Annotated in this window: 20 protein-coding genes and 1 tRNA gene; 12 read left to right on the plus strand and 9 right to left on the minus strand. The window is 63.3% G+C overall.

Annotated elements, in window-relative coordinates; translation table 11 throughout:
• Positions 1 to 8: 8 nt before the first annotated feature.
• From nuoL to ACFSQT_RS30945, 5 genes are read left to right on the plus strand one after another with little or no spacing between them, the layout of a single operon-like run.
• On the plus strand, positions 9 to 1,982 hold the full coding sequence (gene nuoL, locus ACFSQT_RS30925) for an NADH-quinone oxidoreductase subunit L (RefSeq protein WP_379025261.1): 1,974 nt from the start codon (positions 9 to 11) through the stop codon (positions 1,980 to 1,982).
• Positions 1,982 to 3,487 (plus strand): NADH-quinone oxidoreductase subunit M, encoded by a 1,506-nt coding sequence (locus tag ACFSQT_RS30930; RefSeq protein ID WP_379025263.1) that lies wholly within the window; start codon positions 1,982 to 1,984, stop codon positions 3,485 to 3,487. The genes nuoL and ACFSQT_RS30930 overlap by 1 nt, the downstream gene beginning before the upstream one ends.
• A gap of 18 nt (positions 3,488 to 3,505) precedes the next feature.
• The gene (gene nuoN, locus ACFSQT_RS30935; RefSeq protein WP_379025265.1) at positions 3,506 to 4,942 is read left to right on the plus strand and encodes an NADH-quinone oxidoreductase subunit NuoN; all 1,437 of its coding nucleotides are present in this window, start codon (positions 3,506 to 3,508) and stop codon (positions 4,940 to 4,942) included.
• 5 nt (positions 4,943 to 4,947) lie between these two features.
• The gene (locus ACFSQT_RS30940) at positions 4,948 to 5,769 is read left to right on the plus strand and encodes a biotin--[acetyl-CoA-carboxylase] ligase (RefSeq protein WP_379025267.1); all 822 of its coding nucleotides are present in this window, start codon (positions 4,948 to 4,950) and stop codon (positions 5,767 to 5,769) included.
• Positions 5,770 to 5,803: 34 nt separating this feature from the next.
• Entirely contained in the window at positions 5,804 to 7,474 is a 1,671-nt protein-coding gene (locus ACFSQT_RS30945; RefSeq protein WP_379025269.1) for a ribonuclease J, read from the plus strand.
• A gap of 15 nt (positions 7,475 to 7,489) precedes the next feature.
• Here the strand turns inward: ACFSQT_RS30945 and ACFSQT_RS30950 are convergent, their stop codons facing one another.
• On the minus strand, positions 7,490 to 8,353 hold the full coding sequence (locus ACFSQT_RS30950) for an MBL fold metallo-hydrolase (RefSeq protein ID WP_379025271.1): 864 nt from the start codon (positions 8,351 to 8,353) through the stop codon (positions 7,490 to 7,492).
• Between the two features lie 187 nt (positions 8,354 to 8,540).
• On the opposite strand from ACFSQT_RS30950, the gene mce reads away from it, so the two are divergent.
• The 6 genes from mce to ACFSQT_RS30980 all read left to right on the plus strand — a co-directional run bounded on the left by mce (position 8,541) and on the right by ACFSQT_RS30980 (position 14,928).
• Entirely contained in the window at positions 8,541 to 8,945 is a 405-nt protein-coding gene (gene mce / locus ACFSQT_RS30955) for a methylmalonyl-CoA epimerase (RefSeq protein WP_379025273.1), read from the plus strand.
• Positions 8,942 to 9,226: a DUF1467 family protein gene (locus tag ACFSQT_RS30960; RefSeq protein WP_379025275.1), complete on the plus strand. Its 285-nt coding sequence runs from the start codon at positions 8,942 to 8,944 to the stop codon at positions 9,224 to 9,226. Before mce ends, ACFSQT_RS30960 begins: the two co-directional genes overlap by 4 nt.
• Positions 9,227 to 9,854: 628 nt before the next feature.
• A complete protein-coding gene (proS, locus tag ACFSQT_RS30965; protein WP_379025277.1) occupies positions 9,855 to 11,183 on the plus strand; it encodes a proline--tRNA ligase in 1,329 nt (442 codons plus the stop codon).
• Positions 11,180 to 12,466: a lipoprotein-releasing ABC transporter permease subunit gene (locus tag ACFSQT_RS30970; RefSeq protein WP_379025279.1), complete on the plus strand. Its 1,287-nt coding sequence runs from the start codon at positions 11,180 to 11,182 to the stop codon at positions 12,464 to 12,466. The genes proS and ACFSQT_RS30970 overlap by 4 nt, the downstream gene beginning before the upstream one ends.
• Positions 12,463 to 13,155 carry an ABC transporter ATP-binding protein gene (locus ACFSQT_RS30975; protein ID WP_379025281.1) on the plus strand — a complete coding sequence of 231 codons (693 nt, stop codon included), beginning with the start codon at positions 12,463 to 12,465 and terminating at the stop codon, positions 13,153 to 13,155. The genes ACFSQT_RS30970 and ACFSQT_RS30975 overlap by 4 nt, the downstream gene beginning before the upstream one ends.
• A gap of 522 nt (positions 13,156 to 13,677) precedes the next feature.
• Positions 13,678 to 14,928 (plus strand): site-2 protease family protein, encoded by a 1,251-nt coding sequence (locus ACFSQT_RS30980; RefSeq protein WP_379025283.1) that lies wholly within the window; start codon positions 13,678 to 13,680, stop codon positions 14,926 to 14,928.
• A 158-nt stretch (positions 14,929 to 15,086) separates the two neighbouring features.
• Here ACFSQT_RS30980 and lipB read toward each other — a convergent pair whose 3' ends face one another.
• Positions 15,087 to 15,830, minus strand: a complete 744-nt coding sequence (lipB, locus tag ACFSQT_RS30985; protein WP_379025285.1) for a lipoyl(octanoyl) transferase LipB — start codon at positions 15,828 to 15,830, stop codon at positions 15,087 to 15,089.
• A gap of 236 nt (positions 15,831 to 16,066) precedes the next feature.
• Between lipB and ACFSQT_RS30990 the strand changes: the two genes are divergently transcribed.
• Positions 16,067 to 16,151: transfer RNA gene (locus ACFSQT_RS30990), tRNA-Leu, on the plus strand.
• Between the two features lie 194 nt (positions 16,152 to 16,345).
• Here the strand turns inward: ACFSQT_RS30990 and ACFSQT_RS30995 are convergent.
• The 7 genes from ACFSQT_RS30995 to ACFSQT_RS31025 all read right to left on the minus strand — a co-directional run bounded on the left by ACFSQT_RS30995 (position 16,346) and on the right by ACFSQT_RS31025 (position 25,262).
• Entirely contained in the window at positions 16,346 to 19,030 is a 2,685-nt protein-coding gene (locus ACFSQT_RS30995; RefSeq protein WP_379025287.1) for a phosphoenolpyruvate carboxylase, read from the minus strand.
• Positions 19,031 to 19,098: 68 nt separating this feature from the next.
• The gene (locus ACFSQT_RS31000; protein ID WP_379025289.1) at positions 19,099 to 20,067 is read right to left on the minus strand and encodes a 2-hydroxyacid dehydrogenase; all 969 of its coding nucleotides are present in this window, start codon (positions 20,065 to 20,067) and stop codon (positions 19,099 to 19,101) included.
• A 92-nt stretch (positions 20,068 to 20,159) separates the two neighbouring features.
• Positions 20,160 to 21,059, minus strand: a complete 900-nt coding sequence (sucD, locus tag ACFSQT_RS31005) for a succinate--CoA ligase subunit alpha (protein ID WP_379025291.1) — start codon at positions 21,057 to 21,059, stop codon at positions 20,160 to 20,162.
• 13 nt (positions 21,060 to 21,072) lie between these two features.
• Positions 21,073 to 22,257 (minus strand): malate--CoA ligase subunit beta, encoded by a 1,185-nt coding sequence (locus ACFSQT_RS31010; protein ID WP_379025293.1) that lies wholly within the window; start codon positions 22,255 to 22,257, stop codon positions 21,073 to 21,075.
• A gap of 19 nt (positions 22,258 to 22,276) precedes the next feature.
• Complete coding sequence (locus tag ACFSQT_RS31015; protein ID WP_379025295.1) at positions 22,277 to 23,236, minus strand: HpcH/HpaI aldolase/citrate lyase family protein; 960 nt, start codon at positions 23,234 to 23,236, stop codon at positions 22,277 to 22,279.
• A 13-nt stretch (positions 23,237 to 23,249) separates the two neighbouring features.
• Complete coding sequence (locus ACFSQT_RS31020; protein ID WP_379025297.1) at positions 23,250 to 24,440, minus strand: aminotransferase class V-fold PLP-dependent enzyme; 1,191 nt, start codon at positions 24,438 to 24,440, stop codon at positions 23,250 to 23,252.
• A gap of 147 nt (positions 24,441 to 24,587) precedes the next feature.
• Positions 24,588 to 25,262 (minus strand): LuxR C-terminal-related transcriptional regulator, encoded by a 675-nt coding sequence (locus tag ACFSQT_RS31025; RefSeq protein WP_379025299.1) that lies wholly within the window; start codon positions 25,260 to 25,262, stop codon positions 24,588 to 24,590.
• Positions 25,263 to 25,633: the final 371 nt, after the last annotated feature.

The following is a 25,633-nucleotide window of genomic DNA, read 5'->3' on the forward strand; positions in this document are numbered from 1 at the left end:
GAACCACCATGTATCAGGCCATCGTCTTCCTTCCCCTGCTCGGCTTCCTGATCGTCGGCCTGTTCGGCACGTCGCTCGGTGCCAAGGCATCCGAATACATCACCTCAGGCTTCCTGGTGATCGCCGCGGTACTGTCGTGGGTCGCCTTCTTCACCGTCGGCTTCGGCCACGGCGAGGTGTTCACTGTGCCGGTGCTGCGCTGGATCCAGTCGGGCGGTCTCGAGGCGTCGTGGGCGCTGCGCATCGACACGCTGACGGTTGTGATGCTGGTGGTGGTCAACACGGTGTCGGCGCTGGTCCACATCTACTCGATCGGCTACATGCACCACGATCCGAACCGGCCGCGCTTCTTCGCCTATCTGTCGCTGTTCACCTTCGCCATGCTGATGCTGGTGACGGCGGACAACCTGGTGCAGATGTTCTTCGGCTGGGAAGGGGTGGGTCTCGCGTCCTACCTGCTGATCGGTTTCTGGTACAAGAAGCCGTCAGCCAATGCCGCCGCCATCAAGGCCTTCGTCGTCAACCGCGTCGGCGATTTCGGCTTCGCGCTCGGCATTTTCGGCTTGTTCGTGCTGTTCGGCTCGGTCAATCTCGGCACCATCTTCGCCAATGCGGCGACGTTCATCCCCGCTGAAGGCGCGCCGCAAGGTGCTGCCGTGCTGACCTTCCTTGGCCATGCACTGGACAAGCAGTCGGCAATGACGATCGTCTGCCTTCTGTTGTTCATGGGCGCGATGGGCAAGTCGGCGCAGGTGCCGCTGCACACCTGGCTGCCGGACGCCATGGAAGGCCCGACGCCGGTCTCGGCACTGATCCATGCCGCAACCATGGTGACCGCCGGCGTGTTCATGCTGGCGCGGCTGTCGCCGCTGTTCGAACTGTCGCATTCGGCGCTGACGGTCGTGACCTTCATCGGCGCCTTTACCGCCTTTTTCGCCGCGACGGTCGGTCTCGTCCAGAACGACATCAAGCGCGTCATCGCCTACTCGACCTGCTCGCAGCTAGGCTACATGTTCGTGGCGCTCGGCGTCGGCGCCTATGGTGCCGCGATCTTCCATTTGTTCACGCATGCTTTCTTCAAGGCGCTGCTGTTCCTCGGCTCGGGCTCGGTCATCCATGCCGTCTCCGACGAGCAGGACATGCGCAAGATGGGCGGCCTAAGGTCGTTGATCCCGACCACCTACTGGATGATGGTGATCGGCACGCTGGCGCTGACCGGCGTTGGCATTCCGGTGACGGTCATCGGCACGGCCGGCTTCTTCTCCAAGGACGCCATCATCGAAAGCGCCTTTGCAAGCCACAATTCGGTTGCCGGCCTCGCCTTCGTGCTTTTGGTCATCGCCGCCTGCTTCACCTCCTTCTACTCCTGGCGGTTGATCTTCATGACCTTCCACGGCCAGCCGCGGGCGAGCCATGAGGTCATGCACCACGTCCATGAATCGCCGCCGGTGATGCTGGTGCCGCTGTTCATCCTGGCTGCGGGTGCGCTGTTTGCCGGCATCATCTTCCACGGCGCCTTCATCGGCGAAGGCTATGCCGAATTCTGGAAGGCATCGCTGTTCACGCTGCCGGAAAACCACATCCTGCACGAGATCCACGAACTGCCGCTGTGGGTCGAGCTGTCGCCCTTCATCGCCATGTTGATCGGCTTCGCGGTGGCCTGGAAGTTCTACATCCGCTCACCGGAATTGCCCCGAAGCGTCGCCGCCAACCATCGCTTGCTCTACGCATTCCTGCTCAACAAGTGGTATTTCGACGAACTGTACGACTTCCTGTTCGTGCGGCCCGCCAAGCGCCTCGGCCATTTCCTGTGGAAGACCGGCGACGGCACCATCATAGATGGCCTTGGGCCGGATGGCATCTCGGCGCGAGTCGTCGACGTCACCAACCGCGTCGTCAAGCTGCAGACCGGCTACCTCTACCACTACGCCTTCGCCATGCTGATCGGCGTTGCCGCACTCGTCACCTGGATGATGCTCTGATGACCGCTTGGCCAATCCTCTCGCTGGTCACCTTCCTGCCGCTGGTTGGTGTGCTGCTTATCCTGTTCATCAAGGATGACAGCGAAAACGCACTCCGCAACATCCGCGCCATCGCGCTGTTGACGACGACGTTCACCTTCATCATCTCGGTGTTCATCTGGACAGGCTTCGACAATTCGCAAGCCGGCTTCCAGTTCGTCGAGAAGGTCGCCTGGCTCGACTCCGGCATCTCCTACCACATGGGTGTCGACGGCATCTCGATGCTGTTCGTCATCCTGACGACCTTCCTGATGCCGCTGTGCATCCTGGCCTCGTGGGACGCGATCGAGAAGCGCGTCAAGGCCTACATGATCGCTTTCCTGCTGCTGGAGACGCTGATGATCGGCGTGTTCTGCGCGCTCGATATCGTGCTGTTCTACGTCTTCTTCGAAGCCGGCCTGATCCCGATGTTCATCATCATCGGCGTCTGGGGCGGCAAGCGGCGCGTCTATGCCTCGTTCAAGTTCTTCCTCTACACGCTGGCCGGCTCGGTGCTGATGCTGCTCGCCATCATGGCGATGTTCTATCAGTCGGGCACGACCGACATCCCGACGCTTTTGACGCACAATTTCCCGGCCAACATGCAGACCTGGCTGTGGCTCGCCTTCTTCGCCTCCTTCGCGGTGAAGATGCCGATGTGGCCGGTGCACACCTGGCTGCCCGACGCGCACGTCGAGGCGCCGACGGCGGGCTCGGTGATCCTGGCCGCAATTCTGCTTAAGATGGGTGGGTACGGCTTCCTGCGCTTCTCGCTGCCGATGTTCCCGCTGGCGTCGGAAATGTTCGCGCCGCTGGTGTTCACGCTGTCGGTTGTCGCCATCATCTACACCTCGCTGGTGGCGCTGATGCAGGACGACATGAAGAAGCTGATCGCCTATTCCTCGGTCGCCCATATGGGCTTCGTCACCATGGGCATCTTCGCCATGAACCAGGAAGGCGTGCAGGGCGCCATCTTCCAGATGCTCAGCCACGGCCTCGTCTCCGGCGCGCTGTTCCTGTGCGTCGGCGTCATCTACGACCGCATGCACACGCGCGAGATCGCCGCCTATGGCGGGCTGGTCAACAACATGCCGAAATACGCCACCGTGTTCATGGTCTTCACCATGGCCAATGTCGGACTGCCCGGCACCAGTGGCTTCGTCGGCGAGTTCCTGACGATGCTGGGCGTGTTCCGGGTCAACACCTGGGTGGCGTTCTTCGCCGCCACCGGCGTCATCCTGTCGGCGGCCTACGCGCTGTGGCTCTACCGCCGGGTGATCTTCGGCGCGCTGACCAAGGACAGCCTGAAGGGCCTGCTGGATCTGTCGCCGCGCGAGAAGGCGATCATCTACCCGCTGGTGGTGCTGGTCATCTTCTTCGGCGTCTATCCCGCACCCGTCTTCGACGCGACGGCTGAATCAGTCAAGTCGCTCGTCACCAATGTCACTGCATCCATCGGCGCCGCGCAGACCGCGGCGGCGAACTGACCAGAGGTTTTGCGAACCATGACGCCGGACCTTCTCTCCAGCCTGTCGCTCTCGACGCCAGAGCTGATCCTTGCCATCGGTGCACTGGCGCTGCTGATGGTCGGCGCCTATTCGCGCGCCAACACCGCCAACACGGTGACCGGCCTTGCCGTCGCCGTGCTGGTGATGTCAGGCGCCTGGCTGATCTTCCACACCGGGCAGGGCAGCGCCTATGGCAACGCCTTCATCCAGGATTCCTTCGCCCACTTCATGAAGGTGCTGGCGCTGATCGGTTCGGCGGTGACGCTGGTGATGTCGATGCGCTTTGCCAAGGCGGAGCATTTCGACAAGTTCGAATATCCGGTGCTGATCCTGCTTTGCACGCTCGGCATGATGCTGATGATCTCGGCCAACAGCATGATCGGGCTCTATCTCGGCCTCGAACTGCAGTCGCTGGCGATCTACGTGCTGGCGGCGATCAACCGCGACAATCTGCGTTCGACCGAGGCTGGCCTGAAATATTTCGTCCTCGGCGCGCTGTCGTCGGGCATGCTGCTCTACGGCATCAGCCTGGTCTACGGCTACACCGGCAACACCGGCTTCCAGGAGATCGCCTCGGCGCTGGGCAGCGGCGAGCGCCAGCTTGGCCTGGTCTTCGGCCTCGTCTTCGTGCTGGCCGGCCTTGCCTTCAAGATCTCGGCGGTGCCGTTCCACATGTGGACGCCCGACGTCTATGAGGGCGCGCCGACCCCGGTGACGGCCTTTCTGGCGGCCGCACCCAAGATGGCGGCGATGGCGCTGATCGTGCGTGTCACCATGGGCGCGTTCAAGCCGATCGCCGCCGACTGGCAGCAGATCATCGTCTTCATCTCGATCGCCTCGATGGCGCTTGGCGCCTTCGCCGCCATCGGCCAGACCAACATAAAGCGACTGATGGCCTATTCCTCGATCGGCCACATGGGCTACGCGCTGGTCGGCCTTGCCGCCAACAGCCAAGCCGGCGTGCGTGGCGTTGCCATCTACATGCTGATCTACCTGGTGATGACGCTCGGCACCTTCGCCTTCATCCTCGCCATGCGGCGCAAGGAAGGCAATGTCGAACAGATCAGCGACCTGGCCGGCCTGTCGTCGACCAACCCGATCATGGCGACGATCCTGACCATCCTGATGTTCTCGCTGGCCGGCATTCCGCCGCTCGCCGGCTTCTGGGGGAAATGGTACGTCTTCCTTGCCGCCATCAAAGCCAATCTCTACGCGCTGGCGATCATCGGCGTGCTGGCCTCGGTGGTGGGCGCCTATTATTATCTGCGCATCATCAAGATCATGTGGTTCGACGAGCCGGTCGGCGGCTTTGTGCCGATGGCGACGGAACTGCGCCTGGTGCTCGGCGTCAGTGGCGCCTTCGTGCTGTTCTATGTGCTGATCGGCGGGCCGATCGGCACCTACGCCGAAGCCGCCGCCAAGACATTTTTCTAGACGGCATGGCATTTCGGCTGGCTCCAACCTCGGCGTCGGAAGGGTTCCGGCTCGAGGCGCATGATAGCGTCGGCTCCACCAATGCGCTGGCGCTGGACCATGCCCGGGCAGGCGATCCGGGCAGATTGTGGGTCGTTTCCAAGAAGCAGGAAAGCGGGCGCGGACGGCGAGGCCGCGTCTGGGCGACGCCCGAAGGCAATCTGGCGGCGACGCTGCTTGTCATGACCACTGCCGAGCTTCGCCTAGCCGCAACGCTGGGCTTCGTCGCCGGACTGGCGCTGGCCGATGCACTGGACGCGGTCGTGCCGAAGGGCCGGATCGCCATCGGCCTCGATGGTGCAAGCGCGGGCAAAAGCCGTTTCGAGCTGAAATGGCCGAACGACGTGCTTGCCTCCGGCGCCAAGTTGGCCGGCATCCTGCTGGAATCGGCGATCCTGGACGGTGGCCGCTTCGCGGTGGCGGTCGGCATCGGCGTCAATGTTGTGGCTTATCCCGAGGATTTGCCTTATCCGGCAACATCATTGCGCGCGCTTGGCGCGACATGCGATGCGGAAACACTGTTTCTGGCGCTGTCGGATGCCTGGAGCGAGAATGCCCGGCTGTGGGACGAAGGGCGCGGACTTGCCGCCGTCAGGCAACGCTGGCTGGCACGTGCAGCAGGGCTCGGCGGCGAGGTTGCTGTCAGAATTGACGGTAATGTGGTGCGTGGGGTGTTTGAAACCATTGACGAGGACTGCCGTTTCGTGATCCGCGACGATGAAGGTTCGGTTCTGACGATCGCCGCCGGCGACGTGCATTTCGGCGCGGTCGCATCGGCCAGGGTCTAAAGGGCTTGGCCTGAGGGCCAGGAAGGGAAAAATCATGGCGAAAGCGGAAAACGCCGAACTCGTCTTCGTGCCGCTCGGCGGCGTCGGCGAGATCGGCATGAACTTCGCCCTCTATGGCTACGGCCCGCCAAGCGCGCGCGAGTGGATCGTCATCGATGTCGGCGTGACCTTTCCCGACGCGGCGCATCCGGGCGTCGATCTGATCTTGCCCGATACGCGTTTCATCGAGGAGAACCTCGCCAATCTGCGCGGCATCATCATTACGCACGCGCATGAAGACCATTATGGCGCGCTGCTCGACACCTGGCCGAAGCTGAAGGCTCCGGTGTGGATGACGCCGTTCAGCGCCGGCCTGCTGGAGGCCAAGCGACAGGGCGAGCAGGGCGCACCGAAGATCCCGCTGACGATCTACCGGGCAGGCGAGAAATTCACCGTCGGTCCGTTCGAGATCGAAGCTATCCCGGTCGCACACTCGATTCCCGAGCCGATGTCGCTGGCAATCACCTCACCGGCCGGCACCGTCATCCACACCGGCGACTGGAAGATCGATCCGGAACCGACGATCGGCCCGAAAACCGACGAGGCGCGTTTCCGCGCCTATGGCGACAAGGGCGTTCTGGCGCTGATCTGCGATTCGACCAATGCGCTGCGCGAAGGCGAGTCACCCTCGGAAGTCGCCGTCGGCGAAGGACTGAAGGGCGTCATCCAGGCCGCCAAGGGCCGCGTCGCCGTCACCACATTCTCCTCCAATGTCGGACGCATCGTCTCCATTGCCAAAGCGGCGCGTGATGCCGGCCGCCAGTGCCTGGTGCTCGGGCGCTCGCTGAAGCGGGTCATCGATGTCGCCGATGAACTCGGCTACATGGACGGTCTGCCGGAGTTCATCGCAGAGGAGGATTTTGGCTTCATCCCGCGCGAAAACTTGGTGATCATCTGCACCGGCAGCCAGGGCGAGCCTTTGGCGGCGCTTGCCAAGCTGTCGCGCGAAGAGATGAAGTCGGTGTCGCTGACGGCCGGTGACACGGTGGTGTTCTCCTCGCGCACGATTCCCGGCAACGAGAAGGCGATCCTCGAAATCAAGAACCGCCTGATCGACCTCGGCATCAAGATCATCGAGGACGGCGACGCTCTGGTGCATGTCTCCGGCCATCCGCGGCGCAGCGAATTGCGCAAGATGTACGAATGGGTGCGCCCGCAGATCGGCGTGCCGGTGCATGGCGAGGCCGCGCATCTGGTGGCGCAGGGGTCGCTGATGTCGACCTCTGGCATCGGCCAGGTCGCGCAGGTGCGGGACGGCGACATGCTGCGGCTCGCTCCCGGCCCGGCCACGATCATCGACCAGGTGCCGTTCGGACGCGTCTACAAGGACGGCAATCTGATCGGCACCGATCAGGCGATGGGCATCCGCGACCGGCGCAAACTGTCCTTTGCCGGCCATGTCGCGGTCAATGTCGTGCTCGACGACAAATATGAACTCGCCGGTGATCCCGATCTGGTCGCCATCGGCGTCGCCGAGGCAGATGCCAGCGGTGAGACGCTCGAGGATCTGATGATTGATGCGGCAGTCGGCGCGGTGGATTCTATTCCCCGCCAACGTCGAAAAGATCTCGACCTGGTGCAAGAGGCGGTACGGCGCGCCGTACGCGGCGCCGCCAACGAAGCCTGGGGCAAGAAACCGCTGGTGACTGTATTCGTCACAAGGTGAGGGCGGCAGCGTTCGCTACGCGTTCAGCTGATAGCTGACGGGAAGCCAGCGAAAAGAACCGTTCACCGGCTCGATGTAACCCAGGCCTGGAAATGGCATGTGATGGCCAGCGATCAGCAGACGCCGCTTTGCGGCCATCGTTAACAGTCGCTTGCGGGTCTCGACGGCTTGCTCCTTGTCATCATCGAGATCGGCACGCCACTCCGGCCGTTGGATGGACACGACATAGTGCAGGAAGGCGTCCGACCAGATGAGCAATTGCTGCCCGTCACTTTCGACGAGAAACGCCAAGAGTCCTGGGGAATGACCGGCCGCGTCGATGGCGGTAATGCCTGGCACAACCTCATCTCCGGGCGCTATGAATGTTGCCTGGTCAGCCAGGTTGCTGCAAATTTGCCTGAATAGATCACGGTTCTTCAATCTGGCCTCGCGCACCGCATTTCCCTTGGTCCAGAAGCTGAATTCCGCCGCGCCGAATACATGGCGTGCCCGCCTGAAAACGGGTTCGCCATTCTTCACAAGCCCTCCGATGTGATCCGGGTGCCCGTGGGTGATAATCACAAAGTCAATGTCATCAGGCCCGAGCCCAAGGTCCTGCAGACACTCCAGAAGTAAACTATCCTCGTCTCCGCATCCTGTGTCGAACAGGATTTTTTCGGAACCGGTGTCGATTAGCGTTGGGATGAAGCAGTGCTCGTAACGATCGCGGTCGATAAAGTTCGAGATTGCGAGTTCGTGCACTGCGGTTGGCGACTGTCCAGGCGCCAGGGCCGACGCAAGGTTGTCGCGAACATCGACGGCATCGAGCAAAGCGGCAACTTTGAACGACCCAAGACCAAATGTGAAAACGCGTGGGCGAGCAGGGTGGGTGTCGAACATTGCCGTTTGTACTTCGCAGCTGTCGATAGGAACAGCCTGGGTCGTAATTTTGAATCCCTCTGCTTGTCCGAGGGAGGTCGAAGATCGCTCATCAAAGTGCGACAGTGCGCGCCTCGTGAAAGGCTGTTGATATCAGTCGATTTGACGTATGACGCCAGCCATTGGACCCGGGAGGGAAAGCTCGGATATGCTCGGACGCCTGAACCATGTCGCGCTTGCGGTGCCGGACCTGACCGCTGCCGTTGCCGCCTACCGCAACACGCTCGGCGCCGAAGTGACGGAGCCGCAGGCACTGCCGGAGCATGGCGTCACCGTGGTGTTCGTCAATGTCGGCAACACCAAGATCGAACTTCTCGAGCCGTTGGGCGAGGGCTCGCCGATCGCGGCCTTCCTGGCGAAAAATCCTTCCGGCGGCATGCATCATCTCTGCTATGAGGTCGACAATATCCTGGCCGCGCGCGACCAGCTCAAGGCTGCCGGCGCGCGCGTGCTGGGCGACGGCAACCCGAAGCTGGGCGCTCATGGCAAGCCGGTGCTGTTCCTGCATCCGAAGGATTTCTTCGGCACGCTGATCGAACTGGAGCAATCATGAGCTGGGTTTCGTTCACCGCACTTTTCTTCGCCACCTGGTGGATCGTCCTGTTCGTCGTGCTGCCGTTCAGCGTCAGGACACAGGACGACGATCACGATGTGACGCTGGGCACGGTTCCAAGTGCGCCGCGCGGCCCGCATATGCTGCGCGCTATCCTGCGAACCACCGTCGCGACGGCGGTTCTGATGGGCATTTTCTATGGCCTGACGAAGGGGTTGGGGTACAGCCTCGACGAGGTCCCGCACATCATTCCGGAATTCAGTCAGACCCCGGGGAAATAGACCGTCTTCAGGCCCGCGCTTCAGCGCATTCGAGGTCGACACGATATCGCCTGAAGGCCCGCGGCTATGCCTTGCGCCGGCTGACGTTAGGTCAAGTGGTTTGTCAATCTCCGGTGCTAACTAGATGTTTGCACAAAAAAAATGCAAGGCACGAGGCCTTGCAATTTAAACGCGTCCGATCTGTTTCCGGTTTCCGGCGGCAGCGAATAACCGCGCCTAGATCGCATCCTCCCAAGACTTTGACCGCGTAGGAGAGCAGATTTTTCTCTACCCTCTCGGTTATCGGGGCACACTAGCCCAAGGCGAATGAAAATGTCACGAAGAATTTTGCCTTGAAACGGGCATTCTCGTGCTGCAGTGCACAATAGTGTGGCAGGCTATGCTTGGGAAACAACCAGTAAGACGCGCGCGGGCACCGCGGCGCCTTGGAGCGCCGCGCGTCAGTGGGACGCGCGAAGGAAGCCCCGACAGTTTCGACCCCACGCATCGTGCTTTTCCGAAAACCGACTCCCGATTTTCAGGCCGATGCGTCCGGGTTTCCATTCCGCCATGAAATGGCTATGAAGCCGGGGCAAGCAGCCCGTGTCGCGCCGATTCCCGCGCGGCATCCTCACTCACGGACCAGTCCATGCGTTTGTCGCGCTATTTCCTGCCTATCCTCAAAGAAAATCCGCGCGAGGCCGAAATCGTCTCGCACCGGCTGATGCTGCGCGCCGGCATGATACGCCAGCAGGGGCAGGGTAGCTTCTCGTGGCTGCCACTCGGCAAGCGGGTGCTGGACAAGGTTTGCCGGATCATCCGCGAAGAGCAGAATCGCGCCGGTGCGCTGGAAATCCTGATGCCGACCATTCAGTCGGCGGATCTGTGGCGCGAAAGCGGCCGCTATGACGATTACGGCAAGGAGATGCTGCGCATTAAGGACCGGCAGGACCGCGACATGCTCTACGGCCCGACCAATGAGGAAGTGGTCACCGAGATCGTCCGCGCCTATGTGAAGTCCTACAAGGACCTGCCGCTCAATCTCTATCACATCCAGTGGAAGTTCCGCGACGAGGTGCGGCCGCGCTTCGGCGTCATGCGTTCGCGCGAATTCCTGATGAAGGACGCCTATTCCTTCGACCTCGACTTCGAGGGCGCCAAGGCGGCCTACAACAGGATGTTCGTGTCCTATCTCAGGACGTTCACCCGCATGGGCCTGCAAGCGATTCCGATGCGGGCCGACACCGGACCGATCGGCGGCGATCTCAGCCATGAATTCATCATCCTCGCCGACACTGGCGAGAGCCAGGTCTACTGCCATCGCGACTATCTTTCGCTCAATGTACCCGGAGAGACCACCGACTTCGCCAACGACGCCGAGATCGGCGACATCGTCAAGACATGGACGACGCCCTACGCGGCCACCGACGAGATGCATGACGAGGCGGCGTGGGAGAAGATCGGCGACAACGACAAGGTTTCGGCGCGCGGCATCGAAGTTGGTCACATCTTCCATTTCGGCGACAAATATTCCAAGCCGATGGGCGCCAAGGTGACCGGGCCCGACGGCAAGGATCATTTCGTCTCCGGCGGCTCCTACGGCATCGGTCCGTCGCGGCTGGTCGCGGCGATCATCGAGGCCAGCCATGACGACAACGGCATCATCTGGCCGGAAGCGGTGGCGCCGTTCGACATCGGGCTGATCAACATGAAGGCGGGCGATGCCGATTGCGACCGCGTCTGCAATGAGCTGCATGCCGCTTTCATCGCCGCCGACAAGGACGTGCTTTACGACGACACCGAACAGCGGCCCGGCGGCAAGTTCGCCACCGCCGACCTGATCGGCCTGCCGTGGCAAGTGATCGTCGGGCCACGCGGTGTGGCTAGCGGCGAGATCGAGATCAAGAATCGCAAGACCGGCGAGCGCGAGACGCTGCCGATCGCCGATGCGAAAAAGCGCTTCGGTGTCGCCGCATGAGCGAACTGGCGGCGGCAAGATCGGCGGGCGCCGGACCCTTTTCCATGTTCGAGCGCATGGTTGCCTGGCGCTATTTGCGCTCGCGGCGCAAGGAGACGGTGATCTCGGTGATCGCCTCGATCTCCTTCCTCGGCATCATGCTGGGGGTCGCCACGCTGATCGTGGTGATGGCGGTGATGAACGGCTTCCGGGCGGAACTGTTGACGCGCATCCTCGGCGTCAACGGCCATCTGATCGTGCAGCCGCTCGATTCGCCGCTTGAGGACTACGCGCAGGTCGCCAGCCGCATCAACGGTGTGCCCGGCGTCAAATACGCCATCCCGCTGATCGACGGCCAGGTGCTGGCGCAAGGCAATGTCGGCGGCGGAACCGGCGCGCTGGTGCGCGGCATACGCGGTGAGGATCTCGGCAAGATCGCCATCGTTGCCAGCAACGTCAAACAGGGCTCGATCGCCGGTTTCGACACCGGCGAGGGCGTCGCCATCGGCAAGCGCATGGCCGAGAATCTCGGCCTGGCGCTCGGCGACACCATCACCTTGATTTCGCCCGACGGCGACGTGACGCCGCTTGGCACGACACCGCGCATGAAGGGCTACAAGATCGCGGCGATCTTCGAGGTCGGCATGTCGGAATATGACAGTTCCATCGTCTACATGCCGTTCTCGGAGGCACAGCTCTATTTCAACATGGACGGCCGCGCGCAGACGATCGAAATCTATGTCGATAATCCCGACGACGTCGACGCGCTGAAACCGAAGGTGGAGGAGGCGGCGCAGCGGCCGATCGATCTCGTCGACTGGCGCCAGCGTAACGAGACCTTCTTCTCCGCGCTGCAGGTCGAGCGCAACGTCATGTTCATGATCTTGACGCTGATCGTGCTGGTGGCGGCGCTGAACATCATTTCCGGCCTGATCATGCTGGTGAAGGACAAGGGGCATGACATCGCCATCCTGCGCACCATGGGGGCGTCGCGCAGCGCTATCCTGCGCATCTTCCTGATGACGGGCGCGGCGATCGGCGTGACCGGCACGATCGCCGGCGTGCTGCTCGGCGTGCTGATCTGCACCAACATCGAATCCATCCGCCAGTTCTTCTCCTGGATGACCGGCAAGGTGCTGTTCAACCCGGAGCTCTATTTCCTCAGCCAGCTGCCGGCGAAGATGGACCCGCGCGAGACGACCTATGTCATCCTGATGGCGCTCGGGCTTTCCTTCCTGGCGACGGTGTTTCCGGCGTGGCGGGCCGCCCGCCTCGATCCCGTCGAAGCCTTGAGGTATGAATGATGGCCGAGGCCATTATCGAGCTGAAGAGCGTCGAGCGGCACTACGTCCAGGGGCCGCGCAAGCTCACCATCCTCAATGGCGCCGATTTCTCGCTGAAACGCGGCGAGATGGTGGCGCTGGTGGCGCCGTCGGGCACCGGCAAGTCGACGCTCTTGCATACCGCCGGCCTGCTGGAGCGTCCCGACGCCGGCGACGTGATTCTGGCCGGCCGTGCCTGCGGACGGCTCTCCGATGACGAGCGCACGGCGATCCGCCGCAACGATGTCGGCTTCGTTTACCAGTTCCATCACCTGCTGCCGGAGTTCTCGGCGCTGGAAAACATAATGATGCCGCAGCTGATCAAAGGGCTGAGCCGCAAGGAGGCGGCCGAACGCGCGGCGCAACTGCTCGACTACATGCAGATCGGCAAGCGCGCGTCGCACCGTCCGTCCGAGCTTTCCGGCGGCGAGCAGCAGCGCGTCGCCATTGCCCGTGCGGTTGCCAATGCGCCGCTGGTGCTGCTGGCCGACGAGCCGACCGGCAATCTCGACCCTGTCACCGCGTCTTATGTGTTCGAGGCGCTGGCGGCGCTGGTCAAGCAATCGGGCCTCGCGGCGCTGATCGCCACCCACAATCACGAACTGGCATCGCGCATGGACAGGCGCGTTACGCTGGCCGACGGCAAAGTGGTGCCGCTCGGTTCGAGCTGATCTTGGCCTCGACAGATCTGGCGGGCTGGCGGGACAGTCCGCCACCAGAGCGTGTCGTCGCTCCATTGACGGCTGTCGCACGCCCGTCAACCTTTCCTTAACCCTGCCGATTTGATCGCCCGGAAATCCCGGACGCGGCCGGATTCTGGTCGTTGACATTCGAACAAACTTAGAACAAATTACGAACATATCAACAACAGGAGAGAGTTATGACCGATCTGGTTCAGGATGTCATCTCACTGGTTTGCATGAGCACCTTTCTCATTTCCATGGCGATCTGGATCGGTGCCATGTGATTTCGCGTTGAGGTAGGGTGCCGCCGTCCGCGTCCCTCCGTCGCGCGCCGCTCCTCACGCCTACCCTCTCCCCGTTACGAGAACGGGGAGAGGCTTAACATCGGCGCCATGCCTTTCATTGGGCGCTGGCGCGGAGGGTTTGCTGCCGCGAATCCGAGTTTTCCCGTTAAGCCTTTCTTGCCGCCGCGACGTTAGGGTGTGCCTCCAAGGCAGGGAGCAACGTCGCGTGTCGCCCATCGTCACGGCCATCCTCGTGGCCAGCAATCTCGGGCTGATCTTTCTCTTGATGACCGCGCCGCTCGGTTTGCGCACGGTCCGTCTCAGCCGCGTGATCGCGATGGACCGGCAACGCCTGTGGCAGGCGCTGTGGCCGCTGGGCAGCGATGCCGGCTGGTCCGGTGAGATCCTTTCGGCACAGCCGCTGGGCGGGGAGGGCACGGCCCGCATTGTGCTGTCCTGGGAAGGCCGCGACGGCAAGCCGATCGAGCGCAAGTCCCGGTTCGAGGACGTTGTCGAGGGCAGCCGCTTCTCGATGCGCGTCATCGAGGATACCGCACTCGACACCTCGTTCTGGAAGGATTTTCGCGAGACCACTGAGCTCGTTTCCGAGGGCAGCGGCACGTGGGTGACCCTCAGCCAGACCGATCGCTATCGCGGCTTCGCCTTCCTGGTGTTCCGCTACTTCGCCATGCGCCGCGAACTCGGCAAGCTGCAGCGCTGGGCAAGGACCGGACAGTACCGCAAGGGCGGCTGGTTCGAGCATCCGCTCAGCCAGGTGGGCTTCGCCGCGCTGTCGGCATTGATCCTGTGGCCGTTCTTCGGTCTTCATCTCGGCGGGCTGGCGCTGGCCGCGATCCTGACGTCGGTCGTGGCCTTGCACGAGCTCGGCCATATGGCGGCATTTCGCCTGATGGGTCACAGCAAGGCGCGCATGATCTTCATTCCGCTGCTCGGCGGCATCGCGATTGGCGGGCGGCCGTATGACAGCTGTTTCGAAGTCGCCTTCGTGGCGTTGATGGGCGCCGGCTTCTCGGCCTTCCTGGTGCCGATCGCAATCGCCGCCAGCACCTTTGCCGGCGCGGAAGGGCACCGGCTGGCAGCAGCGCTGCTGGCGGTGCTGGCGGGCTTTGCCGCCCTGTTCAACATCGCCAATCTGGTCCCGGTGTGGAAGTTCGACGGCGGCCAGGTGCTGCGCCAGATCTGCCCGGGGCCGATCGTGCTGGCGGTGGCCTCGTTCTCCCTGCTTTCGGCCTTCCTGGCACTTGGCCGGCAGGCCGGCTTTTCGCCGGGCTTCCTGCTCGCCGCGGGCGCGGTCTTTTCAATCCTCAGCCTGCTGACGATGCGCAGCGGGGTCAAGCCGCGCCACGAGCTGAAACCAATCCGTACCATCGACCGCTTCGTCATCGCCGGCGCGCTGCTGGCGGTGTTCGCCATCCATGGCTACGGCGTCCTGTGGGCATCCGCGCAGCTCATCTAAGATGTGTTGATATTGAGCCGGCCTGCGAATGGCGGCTTCCTGCGCTTCCGGTGCTCACGTACCAAAAGTAGCGCCGCTCCGGTTCTCGGAATCCATCATTCTCGGCGCGGCCTGACCTGAATCTCAATACACCTTGAGCCGTTCCCGGGCCCGAAACTTCAACCGGCCTTGCGGGCCGCTTCGACGGGCAAAGTCGTGGCAGGACCGAACACGTCCTCGAAGGCGGACTTCAGCGCCAGGTCGAGATCAGCCATGGTCAGGGGTAGGCCGAGGTCGACAAGGCTGGTGACGCCATGGTCCTGTACGCCGCACGGCACGATGCCGCTGAAATGGTCGAGGTCCGGCTCGACATTGATGGCGATGCCGTGAAAGCTCACCCAACGCCGCAGCCGGATGCCTATTGCCGCGATCTTGTCCTCGGCCGGCGAGCCGTCCGGCAAGGCGGGGCGATCCGGCCGCACCACCCAGACGCCGACCCGGTCCTCGCGGCGTTCGCCGTGCACGTTGAAGGCGGCGAGCGTGCCGATGATCCACTGTTCGAGCGCGGCGACAAAGGCACGGACATCCTCGCGCCGCCGCTTCAGATCGAGCATCACATAGGCGACCCGCTGGCCCGGGCCATGATAGGTGTATTCGCCGCCGCGTCCGGCCGCGAACACCGGAAAACGGCTCGCGTCGATCAAATCCTCGCCGCGGGCGCTGGTGCCGGCCGTGTAAAGCGGCGGATGTTCGACCAGCCAGACCATTTCGCCGGCGGCGCCGCTTCGGATCGCCTCGGCGCGCGCCTCCATGAAGGCCAGCGCATCGGGATAGGCGGTGAGGCCGGGCTCGATGCGCCATTCGACCGGTGCCGAACCGGGGAGCGGCAGGAACGACGTGGCGATCTGGCTGCGTTCTGGCATGGCTTTTCGTTTTTTCGTTGATGTACGTCGTGATCCCAAACCGACTTGCACTTTTGGGCGACATGCATTCGCCTTCCATATGGCAATATCGGGCCGAAACGTCCAGTTCCGGCCCTGCATCCCAACCCCGTGGAGCATTATGCCAATCGCTGGCGATTATTGCTCGCCGCGCACTTGTTTCGCCGGAAACGATTTGCTACACGCCGCGAGCCGGTCGGTTCCGGCTCCTACCACGTGCGGTCGTGGCGGAATTGGTAGACGCGCAGCGTTGAGGTCGCTGTGGGGCAACCCGTGGAAGTTCGAGTCTTCTCGACCGCACCAAAATTTCCCTGACAGATTGCTTCTGGCGAGCTCTGACGGCAAGCGATGACACCATCGCGGCCACGGGGCTTCCCAGGGGGTAAAACGGCAGCGGCGCGTCATTCAGACCACGCCGCAGCTTCGCTTTCGCCAGCCTCTTTCAGGATCTCGACCTCTCCTGCGCCGACTTGTAGGGCGCTCGGCAAAAGCCGGGCCTATCCCGTCCAGCCAAGGCCAGCCGAGATACAATTGATCGATACAAGCAGGGCGTCGGTCGCCCGCTTTTGATCCGCCGCGCCGGTATTTGCCCGAACTTCACGCAGCAGATCGACCTGCAGTCGGTGAATGTCATCCATCTGTCGCCGCAGATTGTCGAAACGCCGCTTGAACATCGGAAAGCGCGCGGAAAGATCGCCTCCCGTGAGGTCACCAATCAGGCGTCGCGTCAACTCGTATTCGGCGGCGATGCGGGCGTAGATTCGTCGAGCCGCATCGCTGTCGGACACCAGGCGGGCGTAGAGCCCCGCGATTTCCATGTCGGACTGGTAAAGCGTCTTCTCGGCCTCGTCGACGATCAAGCGGAAGAAGCGCGAGTGCTCGAACATGCGAGCCAGAAGTTCGCGCCCGGCCTCGCCGCGCACGGCGACGAAAGAGCTAAGCGCGCTGCCGATGCCATACCAGCCGGTCAGCAGATGACGGTTTTGGCTCCAGGCGAACACCCATGGAATGGCGCGCAGGTCAGCAATGCCGCTGGCGCCGAAACGGCGCTCCGGCCTTGACCCCATTTTCAGGAGCGCCAGCTCCGCGACCGGGCTCGCCTGGTTGAAATAATGGAGGAAACCGGGCTCGGCCATCAACCTGGCGTAGGATGCCTGCGACATGCCTGCCAGTGCTTCCAGCGCTTCGTCGAACTCCGGCGTTTCCTTCGGCTCGACATCACCGGGCGATCCGACACCGTGGGCCAGCACGCCAGCGGCGAGAACCTCGAGCTGGTTGAGGCCGGTGCCGCGATTGGCGAATTTCGACGATACGACCTCGCCCTGCTCCGTGACCCGCATGGTTCTGGCGACGGTGCCTTCCGGTTGTGCCGCGATCGCCCGGCCGGTCGGCGCGCCGCCACGGCTGACTGAGCCGCCGCGACCGTGAAAGAAACTGATCCTGACGTTGTGCTTGCGCCCGACGGCAGCGAGGCGCTTCTGCGCTTTTGCCAGTTCCCAATTGGAAGCCAGGAAACCGCCGTCCTTGTTGGAATCTGAATAACCGAGCATGATTTCCTGGCGCGCGCCGAAATCTCGCACCGTCCGCCTCACCAGCGAAACGCCGAGCAATCCATTCAGGATGCCCGGTGCGGCCTGTAGATCGGCGATGGTCTCGAACAGTGGCACGATCCGCAGCCTGATTGTGCCGCCGCCACCGGGCGCGGTTGAAAGTCCGCAATATTGCGCCAGCAGATAGACCGCGAGGAGATCGTCGGCCGAGCGGGTCATGCTGAGAACGAAAGAGCCGACAGCGTCGGCATCCGAGCTGGCGATGTGCTCGCGGATGACGGAGAATGTCGAAAGCAGTTCACCTGCTTCAGGCGACAGCCGGCCTGCGTCGATCTCCAGCCGCTCGCCCTGGCTGACGGCTGCGCGAATGCGCGCCGACCATTGCGGCGTGCCGGCTGCGACCGGATCGGCCGGATTTGCCAGCGCAAACAGCTGGGCCAGCACCCGGTTGACGACCGTGGAGTTCTGCCGGATGTCGAGCGAGACCGTGCGGAAGCCGAAGCTTCCGACTTGCCAAACCAGAGGCTGGATGAAACGCCTGGCTACCGAGCGCCCGCCGATCGCTTCGAGAACGGAAGACAGCCCGTTCAGATCAGCACAAAACGCCTCTGCCGAGAGATACGCCGCCGTACCGCCGTCTCGCGTGGCCTCCAGCCGGGCAAACAGGGCCGAAGCGAACTGGCGAAGCGGTTCGTCAGGGTTGCGGGCCGCGATCTCGTGCGCCAGTCCGCTTTTATCAAGCGCTGTTTGCAGCACCGGCTTGAAGGTGGCCGGCAGGTCGATGACGTTAGAGCTGGCGCTGAGCACCGTCACCAGCCGCTGCACCTGCGTCAGATACCAGCCTATGGCGGTATTGCGGTATTCGGCCATGGCATGGGCGGTGACCGCGGCGGTCACATTTGGATTGCCATCGCGGTCGCCGCCGATCCACGAGGCATAGCGCATGAATGGGGGAATTCTGATCGGCTCTCCCGGATAGTGACGCTCGAAGGCGCCCTGAAGCTTGCCATAGAGCTGCGGCGTTGCCTCGAAGATGACTTCGCGAAAGAAATGCAGACCCCAGGCGATTTCGCGTTCGACCGTCGGACGCTCAAGCCGCAGCTCGCCCGTCATCCACAGAAGCTCGATCTCGCTTTCCAGATCGGCGACCAACAGAGAGCGTTCGCGTGGCGCCCAGCGCGGCTGGTCGAGCTCGGTCAGCTTGCGATAGATACGACGGTGGATCTCCAGCACCGTGACGCGTTTGGCCTCCGTCGGGTGCGCGGTCATGGTCGGGCCGACGCAAAGCTCATCGAGCGTCGCTTGGACTTCCTGCGCGGAGTGGCCGTTTGCTGCCATCTGCGCGATCACGCTGGCGAAGGACCCGGGCACTTCATCGACACCCGCGCCTTGTTCGAGTTCGCGGCGCGCCCGCATGGCAAGCAACTCGTCTGCTATCGCCAGCAACTGGAACCATACGCCGCTCGCCTGAAGCGCCGGGATGCGCTGCTCCGCGGCGAGGGAGACAAGCGACCTGCGTCCGGCCAGAACGGCGGCGATCTCGGGCTCACGCGCGCTTGCGACCTGAAGCAGCAAGCGCAACAAAAGGCTGCGCTCGTCCTCACGAAAGTTGATGCGTCTGCTCTGTTCCAACCGCTTTGCTGACTCGTCCGCATCGATCGCCGCTGTAGCCGCGCCCTGAAGCGAGGCGGCGCCTGCTGTCAGGCGACCCGGTCGGGGACCGGGCGACCCTCGAAGAAGGCGGTCAGGTTCTCCACCACCTTCATGCCCATTGCCACCCGCGTTTCCTCGGTCGCACTCCCGAGATGCGGCAACAGCACTACGTTCTCCAACCGCTTCAGCGCCTCTGGAACGGCCGGCTCGTCGGCAAAGACGTCGAGACCCGCTCCCGCGATCTCGCGCCTTTGCAGCGCCCCGATCAGGGCATCCTGGTCGACGACGTCGCCGCGTGCCGTGTTGATCAGGAACGCGTCGCCTTTCATCAACCGCAAGCTTCGAGCGTTGATGAGATGGTGGTTTTCCGCGCCGCCCGGACAGTGCAGCGACACGAAATCGGATGCTGCGAGCACATCATCCAAAGTTGGCGTCTGCACCGCGCCCATGGCGCGCGTCTCTTCATCATCGACCGGCGACCGATTGAAGAACACGATCTTCATACCGAAGCCGAAATGCGCGCGCCTGGCTGTCGCCTTGCCGATGCGCCCCATGCCGACAATACCCAAGGTTTTGCCCGACACCTTCGCGCCGGCCATATGGGTTGGCGACCAGCCCCGCCACTCTCCGGCCCGCAGCTGCCGCTCGCCCTCACCGGTCCGGCGCGCGACAGCCAGCAGCAAGCTGAGGGCGAGGTCGGCGGTGCAATCGGTCAGCACGCCTGGGGTGTTGGTCACCACGATGTCGCGGTCGCGGGCCGCCGCGACATCGATATGGCTGAAGCCGACGCCGAAATTGGCGATGATCCGGGTGCGGGTGGCGCTCTCGGGAAACACCGCACCAGGCAAGCGGTCGCTGACCGTTGCCAGGATCGCGTCAAAATGCGCGAATGCCGATGTCATCGCGGCAGGGCTCAACGGCGTATCGCTGGCGTTGAGCGTCGTGTCGAAGCGTTCGGCGAGGATCGCTTCAACGGGGGCCGGCCATCTCCGGGTGACAATCAAACGCGGTTTCATCGAATTTCCTGCCGATCGATGGGCCGCGATGCATCCGCCAACCCGAAACAGACTTCACATTTTGCGCTATGCGCCCTTCGCTCGGTCGGCCATCACGCCGCCTTCTTCATCCGCGCCAGGGTATCGGCCACGACCTCGCCGAAGGACGATGGCGTCGGCACGATGACGACGCCGGCCTCTTTGAGGATTTCAACCTTTTCCTGCGCCGACTCGCCGAAGGCCGAGATGATGGCGCCGGCATGGCCCATGCGCCGGCCTTTCGGCGCGGAAAGCCCGGCAATGTAGGCGATCAGCGGCTTGCGCATGTTGTCACGAGCCCAGATCGCGGCTTCCGCCTCCTGCGGTCCGCCAATCTCGCCGATCATCACCACGGCGTCGGTTTCGTCGTCCTGTTCGAACAGCTTCAGCATGTCCTTGAAGGACGAGCCGTTGATCGGATCGCCGCCGATGCCGACGCTGGTCGAGACGCCGATGCCAAGTGCCTTCATCTGCGAGGCCGCCTCGTAGCCGAGCGTGCCCGAGCGCCCGACGATGCCGATGCGGCCGGGGAGATAGATGTTGCCCGGCATGATGCCCATCAGGGCCTGCCCGGGCGTGATCACGCCGGCGCAGTTCGGCCCGATCAGCCGCATGCGGTCCTCGAAACGGTAGCGAAGCATGTAGCGCTTCACCTGCATCATGTCCTGCGAGGGAATGCCGTCGGTGATGCAGACGCATAGTTTTATGCCGGCGTCAGCCGCTTCCATGATCGAGTCGGCGGCGAAAGGCGGCGGTACGAAGACGATGCTGGCCTCGGCGCGGGTTTCGCGAACGGCGCCCTTGACGGTGTTGAAGATCGGCAGGCCGAGATGCGTCTGCCCGCCCTTGCCGGGCGTCACGCCGCCGACGAGCTTGGTGCCATAGCGCTTCATGTCCTCGGCATGGAAACTGCCGATCTTGCCGGTGAAGCCCTGGACGATGACCCGCGTGTTGCGGGTGAGCAGGATTGCCATTTTTTCGACCCCCTCAGTTTGCTTTTTTCTTGGCGGCCGAGCGCCATGCGGCGACGGCTTTTTCGGCGGCTTCCGCCAGCGTTTCGGCGACGATCACCGCCTCGCCGGAATCGGCCAGGATGCGGCGTCCCTCCTCGACCTTGGTGCCGGCAAGCCGCACCACCAGGGGCACGTTGACACCGACTTCGCGGATTGCCTTGACGACGCCCTCGGCGACCCAGTCGCAACGGTTGATGCCGGCGAAGATGTTGACCAGGATGGTCTCGACATTCTTGTCGCCAAGCACGGCGCGGAAAGATTTGGCGACCCGCTCGGGCGAGGCGCCACCGCCGATGTCGAGGAAGTTCGCCGGCTCGCCGCCAGCGATCTTGATCATGTCCATCGTCGCCATGGCGAGGCCGGCGCCGTTGATGATGCAGCCGATATTGCCGTCGAGGCCGACATAGGAGAGGCCGCGGTCGCTGGCGAAGGTCTCGCGCGGGTCTTCCTGGCTCTTGTCGCGCAGCTCGGAGATTTCCGGCCGCCGGAACAACGCGTTCTCGTCGAACGACATCTTGGCGTCGAGCGCGACGAGGTTGCCGTCGCGGGTCACTACCAGCGGATTGATCTCCAGCATCGAGGCGTCGTAGTCGCGGAACACCTGGTAGCAGCTGAAGATGGTTTCGGTCGCCTTGCCGATCAGGTTTTGATCCAGGCCGAGCCCGAAAGCGATTTCGCGCGCCTGGAAGCGCTGCATGCCGACGCCCGGATCGACCGTGGTCCGGATGATGGAATCTGGCGCCCTCTCGACGATATCCTCGATCTCCATGCCGCCGGCGGCCGACGCCACGATCATGACGCGCTCCTCCTTGCGGTCGAGAACGAAGCCGACATAGAGCTCCTGCGCGATGTCGACGGCCTCCTCGAGATAGAGCCGCGATATCAGCTTGCCGCGCGGGCCGGTCTGCTGGGTCACCAGCTTGCGGCCGAGCATTGCCTCGGCCGCGTTGGAGATCTCCTCGTCATTGGCGCAGAGCTTGATGCCGCCGGCCTTGCCGCGGGCACCGGAATGAACCTGCGCCTTGAGAACCCATTTGCCGCCGCCGATCTCGCGCGCCCGATAGGTTGCCTGCTCGGGGCTGTAGGCCAGGCCGCCGCGCGGGACATGAATCCCGTGGCGGGCAAGCAGTTCCTTGGCCTGGTATTCGTGAATGTCCATCTTGTCCTCCCAAAAACCTTCAGTGCGTGGCGAGTGCCTGGCCGGCGCGCTCGATGGCCTCGTTGACCACCAGCACATTGCGCGCCATGCGTTCCGACGCCGCGTCGATCATTTTGCCGTCGAGTGCCGCCGCGCCCTTGCCGAGCGCCTCCGCTTCCTTGAGTACTTCCAGGATGCGCCTGGCGCGGACGACTTCCTTTTCCGGCGGCGAGAACACGCTGTTGGCAAGCGCGATCTGCGAGGGGTGGATCGCCCATTTGCCTTCGATGCCAAGGGCCGCGGCGCGCCTTGCCGCCGCCGTGTAGCCCTCGGGGTCCGAGAAATCGCCGAACGGCCCGTCGATGGCGCGCAGGCCGTAGGCCCTGCAGGCGACCGTCATCCTCGACAGGGCGAAATGCCACTGGTCGCCCGGATAGTCGGGATTGAGGCCGCCGATGTTGACGGTGCGCGCCTTGTTCGAGGCGGCATAGTCGGCGACGCCGAAATGCATCGCCTCCAGGCGGCCGGGCGTGGCGGCGATCGCCTCGACATTGGCCATGCCGAGCGCCGTCTCGATGAGGGCTTCGAGGCCGACGCGGGTCTTGTAGCCTTTCGCCATCTCGATCTGGTTGACCAGGGCCTCGACCATATAGAGGTCGGCCGGAACGCCGACTTTCGGCACCAGGATGGTGTCCAGCCGGTCGCCGGCCTGTTCCATCACGTCGACCACGTCGCGGTACATGTAGTGCGTGTCGAGGCCGTTGATGCGCACCGAAACGGTCTTGCCCCTGGCGCGCCAGTCGATGTCGTTGAGCGCCTGGATGATGTTCTTGCGGGCGCGTTCCTTGTCCGGCGGCGCCACCGCGTCCTCGATATCGAGGAAGACAAAGTCGGCGGCGCTGTTGGCCGCCTTTTCGATCATCTCGGGACTGGAGCCGGGAACCGCCAGTTCGCTGCGCTGCAGCCGGAGTTTCTTCAGGTGGTTGATCGTGTGGCTCATGGTCGCGTTCCTCTCACGCCGCTTCTGCGACAGGCACCTCGGCCGAGGCACAGAAGTGCTGGATGGCGGCGCCGACGCCCGAGCCCGGCGCCAGCCGGACGCCGCAATCGAGCAGCGCCATTTCCGCCGCCGACAGCGAGGCGAGCACCATGACCTCGTTCAGCCAGCCGAGATGGCCGATGCGGAAGACCTTGCCGAGCACCTTGTTGAGACCGCCTCCGAGCGAGGTCCGGTAGGTCTGGTAGGCGCGCTTGACGACGTCGGCACTGTCGATGCCTTCCGGCACCAGGATGGCGCTGACGGTGTCGGAGTGCCATTTCGGCGCCTTCGCGCAAAGCTTCAGGCCCCAGGCGTCGACCGCCTTGCGCACGCCTTCGGCGAGGCGGTGGTGACGGACGAAGACGTTGTCCAGCCCTTCCTCGGCGATCAGATCGAGCGAGGCGCGCAGGCCGCGCAGCAACTGCGTCGCCGGCGTATAGGGGAAATAACCGGAGTCGTTGGCGCGGATCATGTCCTCGAACGAGAAGAAGCAGCGCCGGTGGGTCGCGACCCTGGAAGCGACGAGCGCCTTCTTGCTGACCGAGAGGAAGCCGAGGCCGGCCGGCAGCATGAAGCCTTTCTGCGAGCCGCTGACGGCGCAGTCGACCCCCCATTCTTCCTGCCGGAAGTCGATCGAGCCGATCGACGACACGCCGTCGACAAAGAGGAGGGCAGGGTGATCGGCGGCGTCGAGCACGGCGCGACAGCCGGCAACGTCGCTGGTGACGCCGGTCGCGGTCTCGTTCTGCGTGCAGAAGACAGCCTTGATGCGGTGTGCCTTGTCCGCCTTCAGTCTTTCCGCGTAGAGGTCGAGCGGCACGCCGGTTCCCCACTCGCAGTCGATCACGTCGACCTCGAAGCCGAGGCGCTCGGCCATGTCGACCCACAGATGCGAGAACTGGCCGAAGCGTGACATCAGCACGCGATCGCCGGGGCTGAGCACATTGGTCATGGCCGCCTCCCAGGCGCCGGTGCCCGACGACGGGTAGATGAAGACGCGGCCGGTTTCGTTCTTGAAGACTTTTTTGATGTCCGCGAACAGCGGCAGCGTGAAATCTGGGAAGGATCCGGCGCGCATGTCCTCCATCGGGAGGTTCATCGCTTGCCGGACCTGCTCCGGAATGTTGGTGGGTCCTGGAATAAAAAGGTGGGTGAACCCAGCCATGCGCGAACTCCTCCGAGGTTAGAGATTTGTGGAGGGAGTGTCGTTTGGAAGGCGAGGGGCAACAACACCTTGGTGGGTAAGTTCTCGCCGCGCGCGGGTGGGGCTCGCCTACCCACTTGGCCTACCCGCTCGGCCTACCCGGCCGTCCTACCCGAAAGGCTGTTTGGGACTGCGACGCTTCTCGCTCGAATAGAGGGCGACGGCCATCGCCCGATTGCGCACGTCAAGCTTGTCATAGAGATTCTTGAGGTGGTATTTCACCGTATTCTCGGAAATTCCCGTGCGCGTCGCGATCTGAAGGTTGGTCCAGCCGTCGGAAAGCACCGCCAGCAGCTCGCGCTCGCGAACCGTGAGCTGCGCCAAGGGCGTGTCGTTGACCTTGTTGATGTCGATGTAGGGGATGCAGATGCGGCCGTGCGCGACCGCCAGGATCGTCTCGAAGATGATATGCGGGTCGTCGAACTGGAAGCAGTAGCCTTGCGCGCCAAGCCGCACGCACTGCTTCAGGATGCCGATGTCATGGTCGTTGGAAAACACCGTGACGCGCACATCGAGCTTGCGGCCCTGGACTTCGGCCAGGACATCCGCGCCGTCCATGTCGGCGAGCCTCCAGCCGATGACAGCGACATCGAACTTGGTCTTCGCCGCCAGTTCCAGGAGTTGTTTGCCGCTCTGCACGGCGCTCAGCAATTCGAAACGTCCGTCGCATTCGAGCATTTCGCGCAGTGCCGATATGACAAGCGGATTGCGCTCGGCGACAACGACGCGAACGCGTTGCTGTCCTGATGGTGCCTCGTTCGTTCTCGCCGACCTTGCGTTCAAGGGCTTCCGTTCTGGACTGGTTGCGGACATGGGCGGATCCGGCTGATATCCGGACCTGTGCCATGACAATCGCCGCAACCGCACAAGGGTGCTCTTTCCCCAGCGACATGCGCTGTCGCGCCACCTGAACCGGTATCCTGTGGTTTTGACGGGATCGGCATGTCAGCCCGGGGCTCGGCGATGTCCGCCTTCCGGCAAAGTCAACCTGGCGGGAGAGCGCGCATTTCGTTTGATATTCCGTGCGTTAGAGCGACAGGTTCGCACATCGAATCGTGCTGCCGCGCTATCTCTGGATTGAACATCGGATTTCCCCAAAAGCGGTTTCCACTTTTGCGTCCGATGCTCTAGACCTGAGACGCACCTTTACCGGG

The sequence above is a fragment of the Mesorhizobium calcicola genome (assembly GCF_042682105.1).
GTDB lineage: Bacteria > Pseudomonadota > Alphaproteobacteria > Rhizobiales > Rhizobiaceae > Mesorhizobium > Mesorhizobium calcicola.